Source organism: Vicinamibacteria bacterium, assembly GCA_035570235.1.
GTDB lineage: Bacteria > Acidobacteriota > Vicinamibacteria > Fen-336 > Fen-336 > DATMML01.
Genome location: DATMML010000093.1, coordinates 1 through 16,331, shown reverse-complemented (window position 1 = coordinate 16,331; position 16,331 = coordinate 1). Strand labels below are relative to the sequence as shown.

Sequence of the window (16,331 nt, the reverse complement as noted above, 5' to 3'; positions counted from 1 at the left end):
CGCCACTGGCAGTTCGGGAGCGGGGGCAAGGACCTCGGCCTCTTCACCCAGCAGCACTGGCTGCTCGCCCACGGCCTCGTCCCCTTCAACACCGTGATGGGGATGCACATGCTGGCCGACCACATGACCTTCATCGACCTCGTCGTGGCCCCGCTCTTCCGCCTCCACGAAGGGCCGGAGACGCTGCTCCTGATCCAGGCCCTGGGCGTCGCCTCCGCGGTCTTCCCCCTCTACGCGCTGGGGCGGCGCTTCCTGGGCCGAGCCCGCTCCGCCCTCGCCCTCGCCGGCTGCTGGCTGCTATCCCCCGAAGTCCACATGGGGGTGCTCTTCGACTACAACCAGACCCCGCTCGGCTCCGCGCTCCTCCTCTGGGCGGCGTGGGCCCTCGTGTGCCGGGGGCCAGTGGCGGTCCTGACGACCGCGCTCCTCGCCTGCGCCTGCAAGACCGACTTCCCCCTCTATGTAGCGGTCCTGGCCCTGGGCCTCGCCCTTGTGCGCGTGGTCCCCTGGCCGCGGGGGGTGGCGGTGGCCGTCCTCGCCCTCGGCCTCTTTGCCGTCGAGATCCAGGTCATCTCCCCCATGTTCCGGGAGGGGGGGTTCCGGCACTGGGAGTTCGAGGACCTGGGGGAGACGCCCTCCCAAATCGCGCTCACGGGCCTCGTCCATCCCGACCGCGCGGTCGCGCTCCTCGTGGACCAGCCCGAGAAGCGGCGGGCGCTGCTCCTCCCCCTCCTCACCACCGGCTACGTGGGCCTGGCCGAGCCTTTTTCCCTCCTCCTGCAGCTTCCGAACTGGGCGGAGCGCTTCCTCTCCACCCATCAGACCCGCTGGTGGGGCTACTACTACGGCATGCCGGCCGCGGCCACCGCCACCCTCGGCCTGCTCCTGGGGTGGCGCCGCCTGCGCGCGGCCGGCCGGGCCGGCCGCGGCCTGCCCGCGTACGTGCTCCTGTGCGCGCTCCTGCCCGGCCTCGTGCCCCCCTACCGCACGCCCGAGGGCAACCCAAGGAGCGACCTCTACGTGTGGCGCCAGCCCGGGGCCTCCGCCCCGGAGGACGTCGAAACCCAGAGGGCGGGGGTGGCCTTCATCGGAAGGGACCCCCGGCTGAAGGTGGCCGCCCAGTACCACCTCCTCCCGCATCTGGCCACCCGACCGTTCATCGTGAACCTGGACCGCGCGCTGGAGGCCGACGTCGTCGCCCTCCAACTGAACGGGGGCACGCATCCGGGCGGGCGGGGGCTCTTCAAGCGCCAGGTCCGCGACGTCTGGGCCACAGGCGCGTTCCGCGTGGCCTTCTGTCAGGGGCAGACGATCGTGCTGCGCCGGGGGGCGGGCGCTTTCGTGAGCTGTCCGGCCTGGGACGCCTTCCTGCCCGAGCTCCTGCGGCTGCCGCCCGAGGAGTGACGGCCTAGCCCCTTCCGAGGAAGAGCTGGAGGCGGAGCTTCAGCAGGTTGGCCGCACCCCAGAGGATCTCGTGGAGCCCCATCTTGCTCCGGCCCGCCCGCCGCTCCGTGAAGCAGATGGGGACCTCGCGGATCGTGAGGGGCGGCCTCTGGGCGACCCAATAGAGCACCTCCACCAGGAAGGAATAGCCGGGGGAGTGGAGGCCCGGCCAGGGGATGCCTTCGAGAGCCTGTCGCTTGTAGGCCCGGAAGCCGGAGGTGCAATCCCGAGCGGGCAGGCGGAACAGCACGCGCACGAAGGCGTTGGCGGTCGCGCTCAGGAGGCGCCGGTAGAGGGGCCAGGCGCGGAGGGTGCCTCCCTCGGTGTAGCGGGAGCCGATCACGAGGTCGGCGTCCTCGAGCGCGGCCAGGAGGCGGGGCACGTCCAGAGGATCGTGCGAGAAGTCGCCGTCGATCGTGACCACGGCCTCCGCGCCCCTCTCCAGGGCCACCCGGAACCCCTCCGTCAGAGCCTCGCCGAAGCCGCGGGGTCCCACGCGGTGGACGACCGTGAGGTCCCTCCGCCCCTGGGCCAGCCCGTCCGCGATCTCGCCCGTCCCGTCCGGAGAGCCGTCGTCCACCACCACCATCTCCGGCGCGGGGGCGAGCGCGCGGAGCGCGTCCACCAGCCTCGGCAGGTTCTCGGCTTCGTTCAGGGTCGGGAGGAGGACGAAGGATCGCACAGAGGGGCAAGTTTAGGCGAAGGCGGGAGGGAGCGCCAAAGCGACGACCTCTCCGGGCGACCGTCGGCTATACTCCGTCAACCATGGCCGAGCAAGAAAAGCTGCGCGCTCTGCGCTGGGGTGGGGCCGCCTTTGGCGTCTCGGCCCTGGGCGCCCTCCTCGTGATCGGCGGCATTCTCGGCTCTCCCGGCGTCGCCCTCGCCGGGCGCTGGCTCATCATCGGCGGCCTCGTCCTCTACGCCCTCCGCCGCCGGTCCCTCACCACCTGGATCCTCATCTCCATGGCGGTGGGGGCGGAGATCGGGCACGACTGGCCGCAGTTCGCGATCCAGCTCCGAGTCCTCTCCCAGATCTTCCTGCGCATGATCAAGACCATCATCGCGCCCCTCCTCCTGGGCACGCTCGTGGTGGGCATCGCCGGGCACTCGAACCTGAAGCAGGTGGGGCGGATGGGGATAAAGGCCCTCCTCTACTTCGAGGTCGTGACCACCCTCGCCCTCCTCATCGGCCTCGCCGCCATCAACCTCTCCCGGGCGGGGGTGGGCGTCCAGCCCCCGGCGGAGCTGGCCCCCGCTGACGTCCACGGCCAGAAGCAGACCGCGGCGGAGGTGCTCCTCCACGTCTTCCCCGAGAACATCGCGAAGTCGGTGGCGGAGGGCCAGATCCTCCAGGTCGTGGTCTTCAGCGTCCTCTTCGGGGTCTCGCTGGCCATGCTGGACGAGAAGAAGCGCAAGCCCATGCTGGCCCTCGCGGAGGGCCTCTCCGAGACGATGTTCAAGTTCACGAACCTGGTCATGCTCCTCGCCCCCGTGGGGGTGGGGGCCGCCATCGCCTACACCGTAGGCCACATGGGCCTGGGCATCCTCTTCAACCTCTTCAAGCTATTGGCCACCCTCTACGGGGCGCTGCTGGGCTTCCTGCTCCTGGTCCTCCTGCCCGTGGCCCTGCTGGCCCGGGTCCCCCTCCGCCGCTTCGCGTCCGCGATCGCGGAGCCCGTCTCCATCGCGTTCGCCACCACCAGCTCGGAGGCCGCCCTGCCCCTGGCCATGGAGAGGATGATGGGGCTGGGCGTGCCCCGCTCCATCGTGGCCTTCGTGATGCCCACCGGCTACAGCTTCAACCTCGACGGGTCCACCCTCTACCTGTCCCTGGCCGCGGTCTTCGTGGCCCAGGCCGCGGGCATCCCTCTCTCCTTCGGCCAGCAGCTCCTGATCGTGTTCACGCTCATGCTGACCAGCAAGGGGGTGGCGGGGGTGCCCCGCGCCACCCTGGTCATCCTCCTCGGCACCGCCGCCTCCTTCGGCCTGCCCGAGTGGCCCATCCTGGCCATCCTGGGCATCGACGAGCTCATGGACATGGCCCGCACGTCCGTGAACGTGATCGGCAACTGCCTGGCCACGGCCGTGATCGCACGCTGGGAGGGCCAGTTCCAGCCGACCGCCGAGCCCGGCCTCGCCCTGGCCGCCCCCGCCGCGCTGGTTCCCGAGCCGGAGGGCTGAGGAGCCCTTTCCACAGGTCTTGAGGACGCCTTGGGCCGGGCGTATCCTCGTTCGCTGGCGCTATGCGCTGCCCATCCTGCCGGTCCGAGAACGAGCCGGGGGCGGAGAGCTGCTTCACTTGCGGGCAGGTCCTGGCCGCCCTCATCAAGCGGGGCTCCCTCATCGCCTCCCGCTACGAGGTGGTGAGCCCCATCGGCAAGGGGGGCATGGGGACCGTGTACCTGGCCCGCGACCGTGTCCTGTCCGAGAAGGTGGCGGTCAAGGTCCTGCGCCCCGACATCTCCCGCCGTCCGGAAATGGTCCGCCGCTTCTCCACGGAGATGGTTCTCGCCCGCAAGGTGCGCCACCCCAACGTGTGCCGGATCTACGCCTCGGGGGAGGAGGAGGGCCGGCTCTACGTCTGCATGGAGCTCGTGAACGGCGTCACCCTGAGGGCCCTCCTGCACGAGAAGAAGGGGCTGCCCCCCGAGCAGGCCTTCGACCTCGCGCTGCAGCTCGCCTCCGGGCTCCAGGCCCTGCACGACGCGGGGCTCGTCCACCGCGACGTGAAGGCCCTGAACGTGATGGTGGACGCGCGGGGGACGGCCCGCCTGATGGATCTGGACATTGCCCGGCAGCACGAGACGGAGGGGACGGTGGCGGCCACCCCCACCGGCCAGATCCTGGGCACCCCCGAGTACATGAGCCCGGAGTATGCGCGGGGCGAGCCCCTCGACCTCCGGAGCGACATCTATTCGCTGGGGGTCCTCATCTTCGAGATGTTCACGGGGGAGACCCCCTTCCACTCTGAGTCCCCCCTCCTCACGATCCTGAAGCACCTCCACGAGAAGCCGCCCCTGGAAGGGGGGACGGCCGCCGGCCTGCCCGGGAGCCTCCTGCCCGTGCTCCGCAAGTCCATGGCCAAGCGGGCGAAGGACCGCTACAGCACGGTGAGGGGTCTGGCCACCGCCCTCGGTCTCGCCCGCACTGCCAGCGGGGCGCTGACCCTGCCCCCCCCCGCGGCCGCGCCGGAGCCGCTGCCTGCGCTTCTCGGCGCCCTCAATCCCGTCGACGAGACCATCCGCATCGCCGTCCCTAGGCGGCCCGACCCCGCCGCCGCCCGCGCCATCCCCGTCCTCATCGGGGCCCTGGGGGAGCGGGAGAGGCCCCCTCTCCCGTCGCCGGAGCCTGCGGCCGCGCCGCGACCCGAAAGCCCTCCCGACCCCATCGCCATCCTCATCACGGCCCTGAAGCACGAAGACCCGCCCGGGCGCGCGCGGGCGGCCCGCGTCCTGGGCGGCATCGGCAGCGCGGCCCAGATGGCCATCCCCGTTCTCCTCGAAGCCCTGCGCGACCAGGAGCCCTCGGTCCGGCTGGATGCGGCCAAGGCCCTGGAGAGGATGGGGGCGGCCGCCCAGGAGGCGCTGGCTGCGGCCGTGCACGACGAGGACGAGGTCGTCCGCCGGATCGCGGCGGAGGCGGTGATCCGCATCTTGAAGCGGAAGCGTGCGGTGGGCGTGGCCCCGCCTGCCGCCGGGGAGCCATCCGCCCTCGATCGGCTCCCAAGGGAAGGCCGCCCCGAGCCTTGAGGGGGAGGGCGACCCGCCTCAGCGGCTCGTCTTCACCTCCGTCCAGAGACGGTCGTAAAGGACGGTCGTCTCCCCCAGGTCCTCGATCAGCTCGAGGCGGGCGAGCACGTCCTCTCCTGGGAAGATGGCGGGGTTGGTGCGGACCTCGGGGGGAAGGAGGGGGATGGCGGCCCGGTTGGGCGTGGAGTAGCCCATGGTCCGGCAGATCTCGGCCGCGATCTCCGCCTCCAGGGTGAAGTCCAGGAAGGCGTGGGCCAGCACGGGGTGGGGCGCGGAAGCGGGTATCACCAGGTTGTCGATGAAGAGGCTCCCCCCCTCCTTGGGGATCACGTAGTCGAGGTCCGGGTCGTGGGCCATGACCTTGGCGAACTGGCCGTTCCAGCCCTGGGCCAGCCAGACATCCCCCGAGAGCAGCACGTCGTGGTAGTTGGCGGAGTCGTAGGTCTTCACCAGGGGCTTCTGTGCGAGGAGCAGCCGCGCCGCCATCCCGAGCGCTTCCGGGTCCTGGCTGTTCAGGCTCTTTCCCCGCCACTTCAGGGCCGCCCCCAGCGTCTCCCGGGGGTCGTCCAGCATCAGGATCCGGCCCGCGAAGCGCCGGTCCCAGAGCGCGGCCCAGGAGTCCACCGCTCCGACCCGCTTCCGGTTGTAGCCGATCCCGCACGTCCCCCAGAAGTAAGGGACGGAGTGGCGGTTCCCGGGGTCGTAGTCGCGGTTCAGGAAGCGGGGATCGATGTTCGCGAGGTGGGGCAGGGCGGAGCGGTCGAGGGCTCGCAGGAAGCCCTGCTTGCGTAGGATGTCCACCACGTAGTTCGAGGGGCACAGCACGTCGTAGCCCACGTTGCCCGCCTGGACCTTGGCCAGGAGGGCTTCGTTGGTGTCGTAGACATCCACCCTCACCCGGGCGTGGGCCCGCTCCTCGAACCGGGCCAGCGTCTCGGGAGCGATGTAGTTGGACCAGATGTAGAGGTTCAGGACCCCCTCCTCCCCGCCCCCCGCCGGGCGGCCGAGCAGGAAGGGGGCGGCGAGCACGAGCAGGCCCAGGAGCACGGGGGGGAGCGCCTCCCGCGCCCCCCGCCCCCGCTCGAGCCGGTGGGCCGCGTAGAGGAGCAGGCTCGTGGCCACGAGCAGGAGGGCGGAGACGGCGTTGATCTCGGGCGAGATCCCGCTGCGCACCATGGAGTAGATCTGGATGGGCAGGGTGGTGGAGCCCACCCCCGCCACGAAGGACGTGATTACGTAGTCGTCGATGGAGAGCGCGAACACGAGCAGCGCGGCGGCGAGGACGCCGGGGGCGATCAAGGGGAGGGTCACCCGGAAGAACGTCCGCCCCGGCCCCGCCCCCAGGTCCATGGCCGCCTCCTCCAGGCTCCGGTCGAGACCGGCGAGGCGCGCCCGCACCACCACCACCGCGTAGGAGACCGAGAAGCCGAGGTGGGCCAGGATCACGGTCAGGTAGCCGAGGCGGAGGCCGAGAGCGGCGAAGAGGAGGAGCAGCGAGGAGGCAAGCACGATCTCCGGCACCACGATGGGGAGGATGACGAGGGCGTCGAGCGCGGCCTGGCGCCGGAAGCGGTGGCGGTGGAAGGCGAGGGCGGCCGCGGTGCCGATGGCGGTGGCGAGCGCGGTGGCGACCAAGCCGACGATCAGGCTGTTGCGGAGCGCGCCCAGGATCTGGGCGTCTCCCAGGAGCTTCCGGTACCAGTCGAAGGTGAAGCCCTCCCAGGTGGCGGTCAGCCGGCCCCGGTTGAAGGAGAAGACCACGAGCACGAGGATCGGCGCATACAGAAAGAGGTAGATCCCCACGCTGAATAGGGCGAGGACGGTGGGGCGGCCCCGGAAGGGGGAGCTCCCCCCCGCCTCCGCCCGGACCCTCACGGCTCCTGCCCCGCCCGCAGGGGGCGGCGGAAGAGGAAGAGCAGGGCGATGACGGTGAGGGAGAGGAGGAAGGAAAGCGCGGAGCCGAAGGGCATGTCGCGGGCCACCGCGAACTGGCTCTGGATCAGGTTGCCGATGTAGACCGTGCGGGCGCCCCCCAGGAGGTCAGGGGCCAGGTAGGCCCCCAGGGAGGGGATGAAGACGAGCACGCACCCGGCCGCGATGCCGGCCCGGCTCAAGGGGACCGTGACCTTGAGGAGGGTCCCCGCGGGGGATGCTCCCAGGTCGGCCGCGGCCTCGAGCAGCGCGCGGTCCAGCTTCTCGAGGGAGGCATAGAGGGGGAGGATCATGAACGGGAGCTCGCCGTAGACCTGGCCCAGAAGGACCGCGACGTCGGTGTAGAGGAGAGAGAGGGGGCCCAGGCCGAGGTAGCGGAGGAGGTGATTCAGGAGCCCCTCGGTGCGGAGCAGGAAGATCCAGGCGTACATGCGCACGAGGAAGCTCGTCCAGAAGGGAAGGACGATGAGGACGAGGAGCGCGCTGCGCCAGCGCGCGGGGGCCTTCTGGCCGATCCAGAGCGCGACCGGGTAGGCGAAGAGCAGGCAGAGGAGGGTGGTGAGGAGGGCCAGGCCCAGGCTGCGCGCGAGGATCGAGAGGTAGAGGGGCGCGAGCGCCCGGCGGTAGTTGGCGAGGTCATGGCCGGGGATGACGCCGCCGTAGACGGAGCGCCGGCCGAGCGAGGCCAGGAGCATCAGCGCCTGGGGGAAGACGAAGAGGAGGAGGAGGGCGAGGAGGCAGGGCAGAAGCAGGAGGAGGGCGGCGCGCCGACTCCTCACGGCGCCTCTTCCAAGCGGAGCACCGCCCCCGCCGGGAAGGAGAGGGTGACCGCGTCTCCCCGCCGGCGGCCGCGAGCGCTGGCCGCCCCCTCGGCCACGGTCAGGGTCTCCTCCCCGATCCGGACCCGCCAGTCGGTCCGGTCCCCCAGGTAGATTTCGTCGTCGACCGTCCCCGAGAGGACGTTCTCCCCCGCCCCCTCTAGGCTCATCCGCTCCGGCCGGATGCCCACCCAGACCGTGGCCCCCTCGCGGTAGCCGCCGTCGTCCTCCGCGAGGAGGGCGAGGCCGCCGCGCGTGCGCAGGGAGACCCGGCCCCCCTCCCGCGCGCCCACTGTGGCCTGGAGCAGGTTCCGCACGGCCAGGAAGTCGGCCACGAAGCGGGTGCGCGGGCGTTCGTAGAGCTCCTCCGGTCTGCCCACCTGCTCGATGCGGCCCTGGCTCATGACCGCGATGCGGTCGCTCATGATCAGGGCCTCGTCCTGGTCGTGGGTCACGAAGATGAACGTGGTCCCGAGCCTCTCCTGGAGGTTCTTCACCTCCACCTGCATCTCCTTCCGGAGCTTGATGTCGAGCGCGGCCAGGGGCTCGTCGAGGAGCAGGACCTCCGGCTCCCGGACCATGGCCCGGGCCAGGGCCACCCGCTGCTTCTGGCCCCCCGAGAGCTGGTCGATCCGCCGCTCCCCCAGGCCGGGCAGGCGCACCATCTCCAGGGCTCGGGCCACCCGGGTCCGAATCTCCTCTCGCGCCCGCCCGTCGCTCTCCAGCCCGAAGGCCACGTTGCCGGCGACTGTGCGATGGGGGAAGAGCGCGTAGTGCTGGAAGACAGTGTTCAAGGGACGGCGGTGCGGAGGCAGCCCGGCCACGTCGCGGCCGGAGAGGAGGATTCGCCCCCCGTCCGGGACCTCGAAGCCCGCGAGCAAGCGGAGGAGGGTGGTCTTGCCGCAGCCCGAGGGTCCGAGCAGGGTCAGGAACTCTCCCGGCTCCACGTCCAGGGACACCTCGCGGAGGGCGACCACGTCGCCGTAGGCCTTGCTCAGACCCTGTACCGAGACCGCGCCGCGCATAGGGCCGCCGATTGTACCCCTGCCGGTGAACGCCTAGGTGCCGCCGTCCGTCCGCATCGGCCCCAGATTCGACGATCGTGGGCCGGTCGCTCCATGTTGTCTGAACCCTAGATGGCCCGCACGTTTCGATTCAAATCTCTAGAGTCTAACGGCTCTTCCGGATTGAACTAAGCTTCCAAGCCGCGTGTTGTTTCGTTGCGAGGCCTTAGTCACCCAAGGGCTCGCCCAAGAGCCCCCCCGTCGCCAGGCCCTGCCCTTCTCCCCCCCCGGGGGCTAACTCATTACCTGAGCAACGGTATCTGTAGTAGAGTGGACGCATGATGTAGTAGAGATTGCGACCGCCCGAGAACGACCGAGGGCCGGCTGGCTTTCGCACCGATCCAGTCCATCCGCGCTCCCGTGGATCCTCGGATTCGAGCAAAGGAGTCTCCCGTGAAGCGAATCAGAATCCTCTTCCCTTCCCCCAGGCTCACCTTCGCCTTGATCGCCCTCGGAGCCCTTTTGGCGGGCGCGGCGGACGCGCGCGCTCCCCGGGCGGAGCCATCGCCGGCGCCACCGGGGATGCGTGTCGTTGACCTCAGGTCCCAAGACGGGACCCTCCTCAAGGCGAGCTACTTTGCGGCGCCGGGACCGGGCCCCGGTGTGCTCCTGTTCCACCAGAGTAACCGGACCCGTAGGTCGTGGGACGGGGTGGCTGCGCGCCTGGCGGCGGCGGGACTGAACACCCTGACCATCGACAGCCGCAGACATGGCGAAAGCGGCCGCACGGAGCCTGCGACGGACCCAAACCGGGAGCACGACAACTGGGCTCACGACGCCGACGCGGCCTTCCAATACCTGGTTTCCCAGCCGGGGGTCACCCGGGACACGATTGGAGTGGGAGGAGCGGGGGCGGTCGGCGTCGACACTTCCGTCGAGACCGCCCGTCGCCATCCCGCGGAAGTGAAGTCGCTCGCGCTGATCTCCGGGGAGACCTTGCCGTCCGGCCTGCGGTTCCTCAGGGAGGCGTCCCAACTCCCCGGGTTATTCGTGGTCTCCGACGATGACGAGTACCCCCCCATCCCGCAGGGTATGGAATGGCTCTACATCAGCTCCTCGAACCCGGGGAAGAAATTCGTCCACTACGTGGCGGCCAAGGCACCCTGGCTATGGTATGAAACCTCCGACGCGGCCAGGGTTCCCCCCACCGGACGCCACGGCACCGACTTGTTCCCGCTTCATCCGGAGCTGCCCGGCACCATCGTGGACTGGTTCGTGACGACGCTGATCCAGACACCCGGTCACGCGCCCGCCGACGCCCTCGCGTGCGCTCCGCTCCTCAGCCAACTCGAGGTCCCGGGAGGAGTCGCCAAGGCCACCGAGCAACTCATGGAGGCCCGGCGGAAGGATCCGCGGGCGCAGCTCTTCCCGGAGGTCAGCGTGGACATCATAGGGGAGGACCACATCCGGGCGGGGGAGACCAAGGCGGGGATCGAGCTCTTCAAGCTCAACCTGCTCGCCTATCCCGACTCCGCCGACGCCCACAACAACCTCGCCGATGCGTACTTGAAGGACGGACAGCGGGAGCTCGCCCGGGAGTACGCGGAAAAGGCTCTGGCCCTGCTCGATTCTCATCGAGCCCCCGCATCGTCATGGTCCGATTCGGACGAGCGGCGCAGTGAGATTCGCAAGGATCTCGAGAGGATACTGAAGGCCCTAAACGAAGCCCGGCCGTAGACGGGAGTAGGCTGTCGCGTTGGACAGATGACGCTCTCCAACGGGGCCGGGTGTCTCACGCGCGCCGATGAGGAAGCAGCTGAGTCACTCTCGCCGACCGATGAGGTCAAGGCGCGGGGCGGCCCAGGCCGTCCTCCAGGAGGAGGGAGAGCCGGGAGATCAGTAGGTGGCCGGGGTTGTCGGGGGTGTAGTCCACCTCCGGCAGATCCTCGCAGGTGATGGCCATGGCGATGCGCCCCCGCGGGGAATACACGATCCCCACGTCGCTGCGCAGATGGTCGAGAGCGCCAGGCTTGGTGGCGAGAGGGACGCCGCGTAGGGTGCGGCCGATGCCGTCGTGGTACTGCTGCCGCTTCAGGAGCTCGATCATCTCCCGCGCCGCGGCCGGGCTCACGACCAGGCCCGCCTCCAGCCGCTCCAGCAGGGTGACCATCTCGCGCGGGGTACTGACCCCGAGGCCGAACGGCTTGTTGGCGGGGTCCTGCCCGGCCTGGCTGTCCCCCCCGCCCCCGATCCGCCGCAGGGCGCGGGTGCTCTCTAGGCCCAGGGTCTCCATGCGCGCGTTCACGGCGTCGGCCGTGACCACGTCCAGCACCAGGTTGGTGGCGGTGTTGTCGCTGATGAGGATCATCAGGTTCACCGCGTCGCGCAGGGTGAGACGGAGACCCTCCCCGAGCTCCCGCAGCACGCCCGCCCCCGCCACTTTTCCCGCCTCCCGGAGGACGAGAGGGTCGTCCCAGTGAGCCCGTCCCTCCTCCACCAAGGCGTAGGCCTCGATCAGAATCGGCACCTTGATGGTGCTGGCCGCGCGCACCCGCTCGTCGGCGCGCTCTCCGTAGGCCTCGCCCGTGTCCAGGTTCTTGGCGAAGAGACTGACCCGGCCCGGGAAGCCCGCGAGGAGGGCTTTCACACGGGCGTCGAGGTCCAGAGGGGCCGGCACCTCGTCCTCGAGCCGCGCGAAGGCCTCGAGGTAGAGGCGCTCCGCCCCCTCCAGGGCCGCCCGTTCGCGGCGCTCGATGGGGGCGCGGAGAGCAGGGAGCAGGGCGGGGGCGTAGCCGGAGTCCTCGTCGGGGGCGGAGAGGAGGTTCCGGAACCAGGGCCGGCCGGGAAGGCCGGCGGGAACCGTCCAGAGCCGGTCCGCGCGCCGGATCCGCTCATTCAGCCGGCGCAGGTCATCGTCGCTCCAGAGTCCCTTCCCCAGCCGCTCGACCCAGCCCTCCCGCGCCCCCCGAGCCCGTCGCGCGAAGCGTTCGGCGGCCGCGGCCAACCGGCCGAGGTCGACCTCCCACCCCTCGTGGTGGGCGCGCGCGCTGAGCTCCGTCAGGTGCCGGCTGACGTCGAGGCCGGCGGCGGCGGGGTCGAGGGGCTCAAGGTCGGCGTTGGCCAGGCGCGCGGCCAGGAGGCTCACCACCTGGGTCATGAGCCGGGCCGACGCGTAGTCCTCGCCCACGACCTTCCGGTACCACGCGAGATCGTCATAGGCGGAGTGGTAGGCGGTGCCGGGGGCGCCCCGCGCGGAGAGGGCGGCGGAGGGGACGCCCAGGTGGCAGAGGAAGCCCACGTGGTCGGAGCCGCCGCCCAGGTCGGCGATAAAGGGCTGGCCCGGGCGCTGCGGGTCCTCCCAGCGGGCGATCCAGGCCTCGAGGGGGCTGCGGTCTGCGCCCGCCGGCCGCGGCAAGCCGCCCGCGGCTTCCGCGATTGCTTCCTTCAGGGAGGGGGAGGCGCTGGCGGCGAGGTCCGGCCCCAGGGCCGCGGAGTCCAGGTCGAGGTAGGCCACCGTCCCCCGGGCCAGCTCGTCCCGATGCCCCTCGATCCACTCCGTGGAGCCCAGGAGTCCGAACTCCTCCGCCGTCCAGTTCGCGAAGACGAGGGTGCGGTCGGGGCGCAACCCCGCCCGCGCCGCCTCCGCGAATGCGCGGGCCGTCTCCAAAACCACGATCGTGCCCGCGTTGGGATCCGCGGCCCCGAATGTCCAGGCGTCGTGATGGGAACCGATGATGACCCTTTCCTCAGGGAAGCGGGCGCCCTTGAGCGTGGCCAATACGTTCGCGGTTTCGGTGAGGCGCCGCTCTTGTTGGACCTTGAGACGCAGCTTGAGGCGGTCTCCGCCCGTGACCCGGTAGGCGACGGGCAGGCCACCCTGCCAGCCGGGGGGGACTGGCGGCCCGCTCATGCGGGAGAGGATCTCCTGGGCGGCACGGAATCCGATCGGTTGCACCGGGATCCGGGGCAGGGCGAGGGTGGCGGGGTCGAGCCGCACCGCCTCTTTGGTGGCGGGCTCAAATGGGGTGAGGGGATCACCCGGATAGGGCAGGGTGAGGAGGGAGCCGCGCTGGATCTCGCTCGGATGGGCCCAGCCGCCCTCCGGGTAGAGGGGCCCCTCCATATAGCCGCCCTCCGCGGGGTCCGTGAAGATCACGAGTCCCGCCGCCCCCGCGGCCTCCGCAAACTTGGCCTTGAAACCGCGGAAGTTTCCGCCGTAGCGGGCGAGGGCGATCCGGCCCTTGAGGTCGACGCCCAGCTCCCTCAAGCGCACGAAGTCCTCCTTGGTGCCGTGGTTGACGTAGACCACCCCTGCCGTCACCTCCCCGCTCCCGCTGTAGGCATTCCATCCGAAATCGAGCGCGGGATGGCCGCTGAAGGGGTCCTCGGGCAGGACATCCTCTCTGAGCTTGAGGGTGAGGCGGCGGGGGGACACGATCTCCAGCTCCGCCTTGAGCGGCCGCGCCAGATAGAGCCAGAGGTCCTGCCGCTCAACCTCCAGGCCCAGCCCCTGAAGGGTGCGCACGAGCTTCTCGACCACGCGCGCGTCCCCCGCGCTCCCCGCCACGTGGGGCTCGCTGGAAACCAAGTCGTGGAAGGCACGAAGGCTCTTCGCCTCGGGCAGGGCCAGGAGCATGGTCTCGAACTCCCGCTGCCCGGCCCGGCGCTCGGGCCGGAAGAAGCGGTAGGGATCGGGAGCGCCCAACGCCCCCCCGGGGAGGGAGGCGGAGAGGAGCAGCGCGGAGAGGAGGGGGCGGAGGCGCCTGACCATTCCCATAATCGGGCCGTCGGAGTCGGCGTCCTGAGTGTGCCGTTCACGCTTCCCGCCGCGTCCGCCTAACGTCGGCGGGGGTCTCGACGCTCCACGTGCCTTACTTCCGGCCCTCCTGGCCGTAGCGCCCGTCATGTGGGCGAGTCAGGATGCCACGGTACCACGAACCCACGCCGAGGCAGGTCCGACAGCCTTGGGCAGCCTTCGCTGGTCGCAACCGGCTGCCGGGGGTCGCGTTCGGTCAAGCGCTCCGATGATTTCGCGGACGGCGGGGAAGCGCAAGCGGCGGAGCCCGGGGATAATGGGCCTCGGGAGCGCGGGAGCAAGCATGAAACAAGACCGCGGGCGGCGCGGCCGGGATCGTTGGGCCTGGAGGGGCCTCCTAACGGTCGGCCCCCTCCTCCTCGCTCTCGCCCCCGGCGGCTGCGCTGGCTCCGGTCGTGGCCGGCCTCGGATCGCGGCCTCCATCTTTCCCCTCTACGACATCACGCGGCGGGTGGCGGGCAACCAGCTTCCCGTCCGGCTCGTGCTCCCCCCCGGCCAGAGCGAGCACCGCTTCGACGCCAACCCTCATGACGTGGAGGGGCTGGCCGACGCGCAGCTCATCTTTGCCGTGGGGCTCGGCCTCGACGCTTGGCTGGAGACCCTGGTGAAGGAGGCGGGGACGGGCACGGCCAAGGTGTTCGAGCTCGCGCCCCTCCTGGACCCGATCCTGGTCCCTCCGGGAATACTCAAGGAGGGAGGGACCGCCCGCGTGGACGCTCACTTCTGGATGGACCCCGTCCGCATGCAGCAGGCGGTGGAGCTGGTCGTGGAGGCCCTCCAGCGGCTGGACCCCGAGCAGGGCCCCCGCTTCCGCACCCGCGGCAATGAGGTCAAGCACTCCCTGGCCCTGCTCCACGAAGAGATCGCCCGCCGGGCGGGAGCCTGGAGCAAGCGGCGCATCGTGACCCTCCATGGCTCCCTTTTTTACTTCGCGGATCGCTACCACCTGGAGATCGTGGCCGTGGTGGAGCCCGTCCCCGGGCGGGAGCCCGACGCCCGTGAGCGGGCCGACCTCCTGACCGCGATTCGGAAGGGGGGAGCGGTCGCCGTCTTCTCCGAGCCCCAGCTCGATCGGGGGCCCGCGCAGCTCGTGGCGGGCGAGACCAACCTGCCCCTCTACGAGCTGGACCCTCTGGGGGGAGGCGAGGGAGACTCGTACGAGAAGCTGCTCCGACGCGACGTCGACGTCCTGGAAAAAGCCTTGAAGTGACGCTCCGGGGCGCAGGTCCTCGGGACAGCCGAGTTCCTCTGCCTTCCCGGACGGGAAGGGTTAGGCTTCGGTCTTGACTTGGGGCGGGAACAGCTCCCGGGCGCGGGCTATCTCCGGACCCAGGCGGCCACGCCAGATCAGCTGATACATGCGCAAGTCGCCCCGAAGCGACCAGAGCGGGTGAGCAAAAGTGGCGGGGGTGTTTTTCTCGAAGAGAAAGTGGCCCACCCAGGCGAAGCCGTAGGCGGCGACGGGGGCGGTCGCGAACCACCAGGGTGACACGAGCAGGGCGGCAGCGCCCCCTACCAGGAGTGCCGTGGTGCCCACGAAATGCAAGGCCCGGTTGACCGGGTTCAGGTGCTGGGAGACGTAGTACGGCCAGAACTCCTCGTAGCCGGCAAGCCTCCGATCCATGCCGGCAATGGTGCGCCCAAGGGATCGCCGGTGGCAAGGCCGTCCGCATACAATTCGCCGAAGCCCCTTAGGGGCGCGCGCCCTGGGGGCCGGCCGCCAGGGAGGCTCGAGCTATGAAAGTCAAGATCGCGGGAGCCGACCTGGAGTACGAGGCCAAGGGGAGCGGCCGCGCTCTCCTCCTCCTCCATGCGTTCCCCTTGAACCGGACGATGTGGGACGCCCAGGTGCAGGCCCTCGCCGCCAGCCATCAGGTCGTTCGCTTCGACTGCCGTGGCTTCGGCGGCTCCCCCCCGGGAGATGCCCTCCTGACCATGGAGCGGATCGCCGACGACGCGGCCGCAGTCCTCGATCGCCTGGGCATTTCCCAGGCCGTGGTCGCTGGCTGCTCGATGGGGGGCTATGCGGCGCTGGCCTTCGCCCGGCGCCACCCCGACCGCCTGCGGGGGCTGGTGCTCCTGGACACGCGGGCGGGGGCGGACAGCGAGGAGGGGAAGAAGAACCGGGCGGCCCTGGCCGAGAGGGTGCGAAGGGAAGGGGCGGCCGCGGCGGCGGAGGCCTTCCTTCCCAAGCTCGTCGGGGAGACCACGCAGAAGGAGCACCCGGAGGTGGTGGCCCGCCTGCGCGGGATCATCCTCGGCAACCCGCCCGAGGGAATCGTGGATGCGCTGGCCGGTCTAGCCGCGCGCGCGGACTCCGGCCCCGCGCTCCGGGAGATCCGTGTCCCCACCCTCATCATCTGCGGTAACGAGGACATGCTCACCCCCGTGGCGGAAGCAGAGGCCCTGCAGCGCGGAATCGCGGGCAGTCGCCTGGTCGTCATTCCCAAGGCCGGTCACCTCGCCAACCTCGAGCAGCCGGAGGCCGTCAACCTGGCCCTAAGGGAGTTCCTGGCCAATACCTGAGGCGGAAGGGCGGTGCGCGGCTGGCTCGGGCGCCCGGGTTGAG

The 16,331-nt window shown here is 70.7% G+C and carries 12 protein-coding genes; 6 read left to right on the top strand and 6 right to left on the bottom strand.

Features of this window, described 5'->3' with window-relative positions:
• Positions 1-1,404: DUF2079 domain-containing protein (locus VN461_17640; GenBank protein ID HXB56596.1), on the top strand; the 1,404-nt coding region annotated here is incomplete at its 5' end.
• Positions 1,405-1,408: 4 nt separating this feature from the next.
• Here the strand turns inward: VN461_17640 and VN461_17635 are convergent.
• Positions 1,409-2,125: a polyprenol monophosphomannose synthase gene (locus tag VN461_17635; GenBank protein HXB56595.1), complete on the bottom strand. Its 717-nt coding sequence runs from the start codon at positions 2,123-2,125 to the stop codon at positions 1,409-1,411.
• Between the two features lie 83 nt (positions 2,126-2,208).
• On the opposite strand from VN461_17635, the gene VN461_17630 reads away from it, so the two are divergent.
• Positions 2,209-3,624: a cation:dicarboxylase symporter family transporter gene (locus VN461_17630; protein HXB56594.1), complete on the top strand. Its 1,416-nt coding sequence runs from the start codon at positions 2,209-2,211 to the stop codon at positions 3,622-3,624.
• 62 nt (positions 3,625-3,686) lie between these two features.
• Positions 3,687-5,192, top strand: coding sequence for a protein kinase (locus VN461_17625; protein ID HXB56593.1), 1,506 nt, complete (start codon positions 3,687-3,689; stop codon positions 5,190-5,192).
• Positions 5,193-5,210: 18 nt separating this feature from the next.
• Here the strand turns inward: VN461_17625 and VN461_17620 are convergent, their stop codons facing one another.
• Genes VN461_17620 through VN461_17610 form a run of 3 tightly spaced genes read right to left on the bottom strand, consistent with a single transcriptional unit; the run spans position 5,211 to position 8,967 of the window.
• Positions 5,211-7,067 carry an extracellular solute-binding protein gene (locus VN461_17620; protein HXB56592.1) on the bottom strand — a complete coding sequence of 619 codons (1,857 nt, stop codon included), beginning with the start codon at positions 7,065-7,067 and terminating at the stop codon, positions 5,211-5,213.
• A complete protein-coding gene (locus tag VN461_17615) occupies positions 7,064-7,903 on the bottom strand; it encodes an ABC transporter permease (protein HXB56591.1) in 840 nt (279 codons plus the stop codon). Before VN461_17615 ends, VN461_17620 begins: the two co-directional genes overlap by 4 nt.
• Entirely contained in the window at positions 7,900-8,967 is a 1,068-nt protein-coding gene (locus VN461_17610) for an ABC transporter ATP-binding protein (GenBank protein ID HXB56590.1), read from the bottom strand. Before VN461_17610 ends, VN461_17615 begins: the two co-directional genes overlap by 4 nt.
• 432 nt (positions 8,968-9,399) lie before the next feature.
• Between VN461_17610 and VN461_17605 the strand changes: the two genes are divergently transcribed.
• Positions 9,400-10,683: a hypothetical protein gene (locus VN461_17605; protein ID HXB56589.1), complete on the top strand. Its 1,284-nt coding sequence runs from the start codon at positions 9,400-9,402 to the stop codon at positions 10,681-10,683.
• A 106-nt stretch (positions 10,684-10,789) separates the two neighbouring features.
• On the opposite strand, the gene VN461_17600 is transcribed toward VN461_17605, so the two are convergent.
• A complete protein-coding gene (locus VN461_17600; protein HXB56588.1) occupies positions 10,790-13,717 on the bottom strand; it encodes a serine hydrolase in 2,928 nt (975 codons plus the stop codon).
• Between the two features lie 328 nt (positions 13,718-14,045).
• On the opposite strand from VN461_17600, the gene VN461_17595 reads away from it, so the two are divergent.
• Positions 14,046-14,972 carry a metal ABC transporter substrate-binding protein gene (locus VN461_17595; protein ID HXB56587.1) on the top strand — a complete coding sequence of 309 codons (927 nt, stop codon included), beginning with the start codon at positions 14,046-14,048 and terminating at the stop codon, positions 14,970-14,972.
• 60 nt (positions 14,973-15,032) lie between these two features.
• Here the strand turns inward: VN461_17595 and VN461_17590 are convergent, their stop codons facing one another.
• Positions 15,033-15,386, bottom strand: coding sequence for a DUF962 domain-containing protein (locus VN461_17590; GenBank protein HXB56586.1), 354 nt, complete (start codon positions 15,384-15,386; stop codon positions 15,033-15,035).
• Between the two features lie 113 nt (positions 15,387-15,499).
• Here VN461_17590 and VN461_17585 point away from each other — a divergent pair, with 113 nt between their 5' ends.
• Positions 15,500-16,288, top strand: a complete 789-nt coding sequence (locus tag VN461_17585) for an alpha/beta fold hydrolase (protein ID HXB56585.1) — start codon at positions 15,500-15,502, stop codon at positions 16,286-16,288.
• Positions 16,289-16,331: the final 43 nt, after the last annotated feature.

Coding starts and splice junctions, on each gene's coding strand:
- VN461_17630 (HXB56594.1), top strand. CDS start 2,209: ATGGCCGAGCAAGAAAAGCTGCGCGCTCTGCGCTGGGGTGGGGCCGCC.
- VN461_17625 (HXB56593.1), top strand. CDS start 3,687: ATGCGCTGCCCATCCTGCCGGTCCGAGAACGAGCCGGGGGCGGAGAGC.
- VN461_17610 (HXB56590.1), bottom strand. CDS start 8,967: ATGCGCGGCGCGGTCTCGGTACAGGGTCTGAGCAAGGCCTACGGCGAC.
- VN461_17600 (HXB56588.1), bottom strand. CDS start 13,717: ATGGTCAGGCGCCTCCGCCCCCTCCTCTCCGCGCTGCTCCTCTCCGCC.
- VN461_17595 (HXB56587.1), top strand. CDS start 14,046: ATGAAACAAGACCGCGGGCGGCGCGGCCGGGATCGTTGGGCCTGGAGG.
- VN461_17590 (HXB56586.1), bottom strand. CDS start 15,386: ATGGATCGGAGGCTTGCCGGCTACGAGGAGTTCTGGCCGTACTACGTC.
- VN461_17585 (HXB56585.1), top strand. CDS start 15,500: ATGAAAGTCAAGATCGCGGGAGCCGACCTGGAGTACGAGGCCAAGGGG.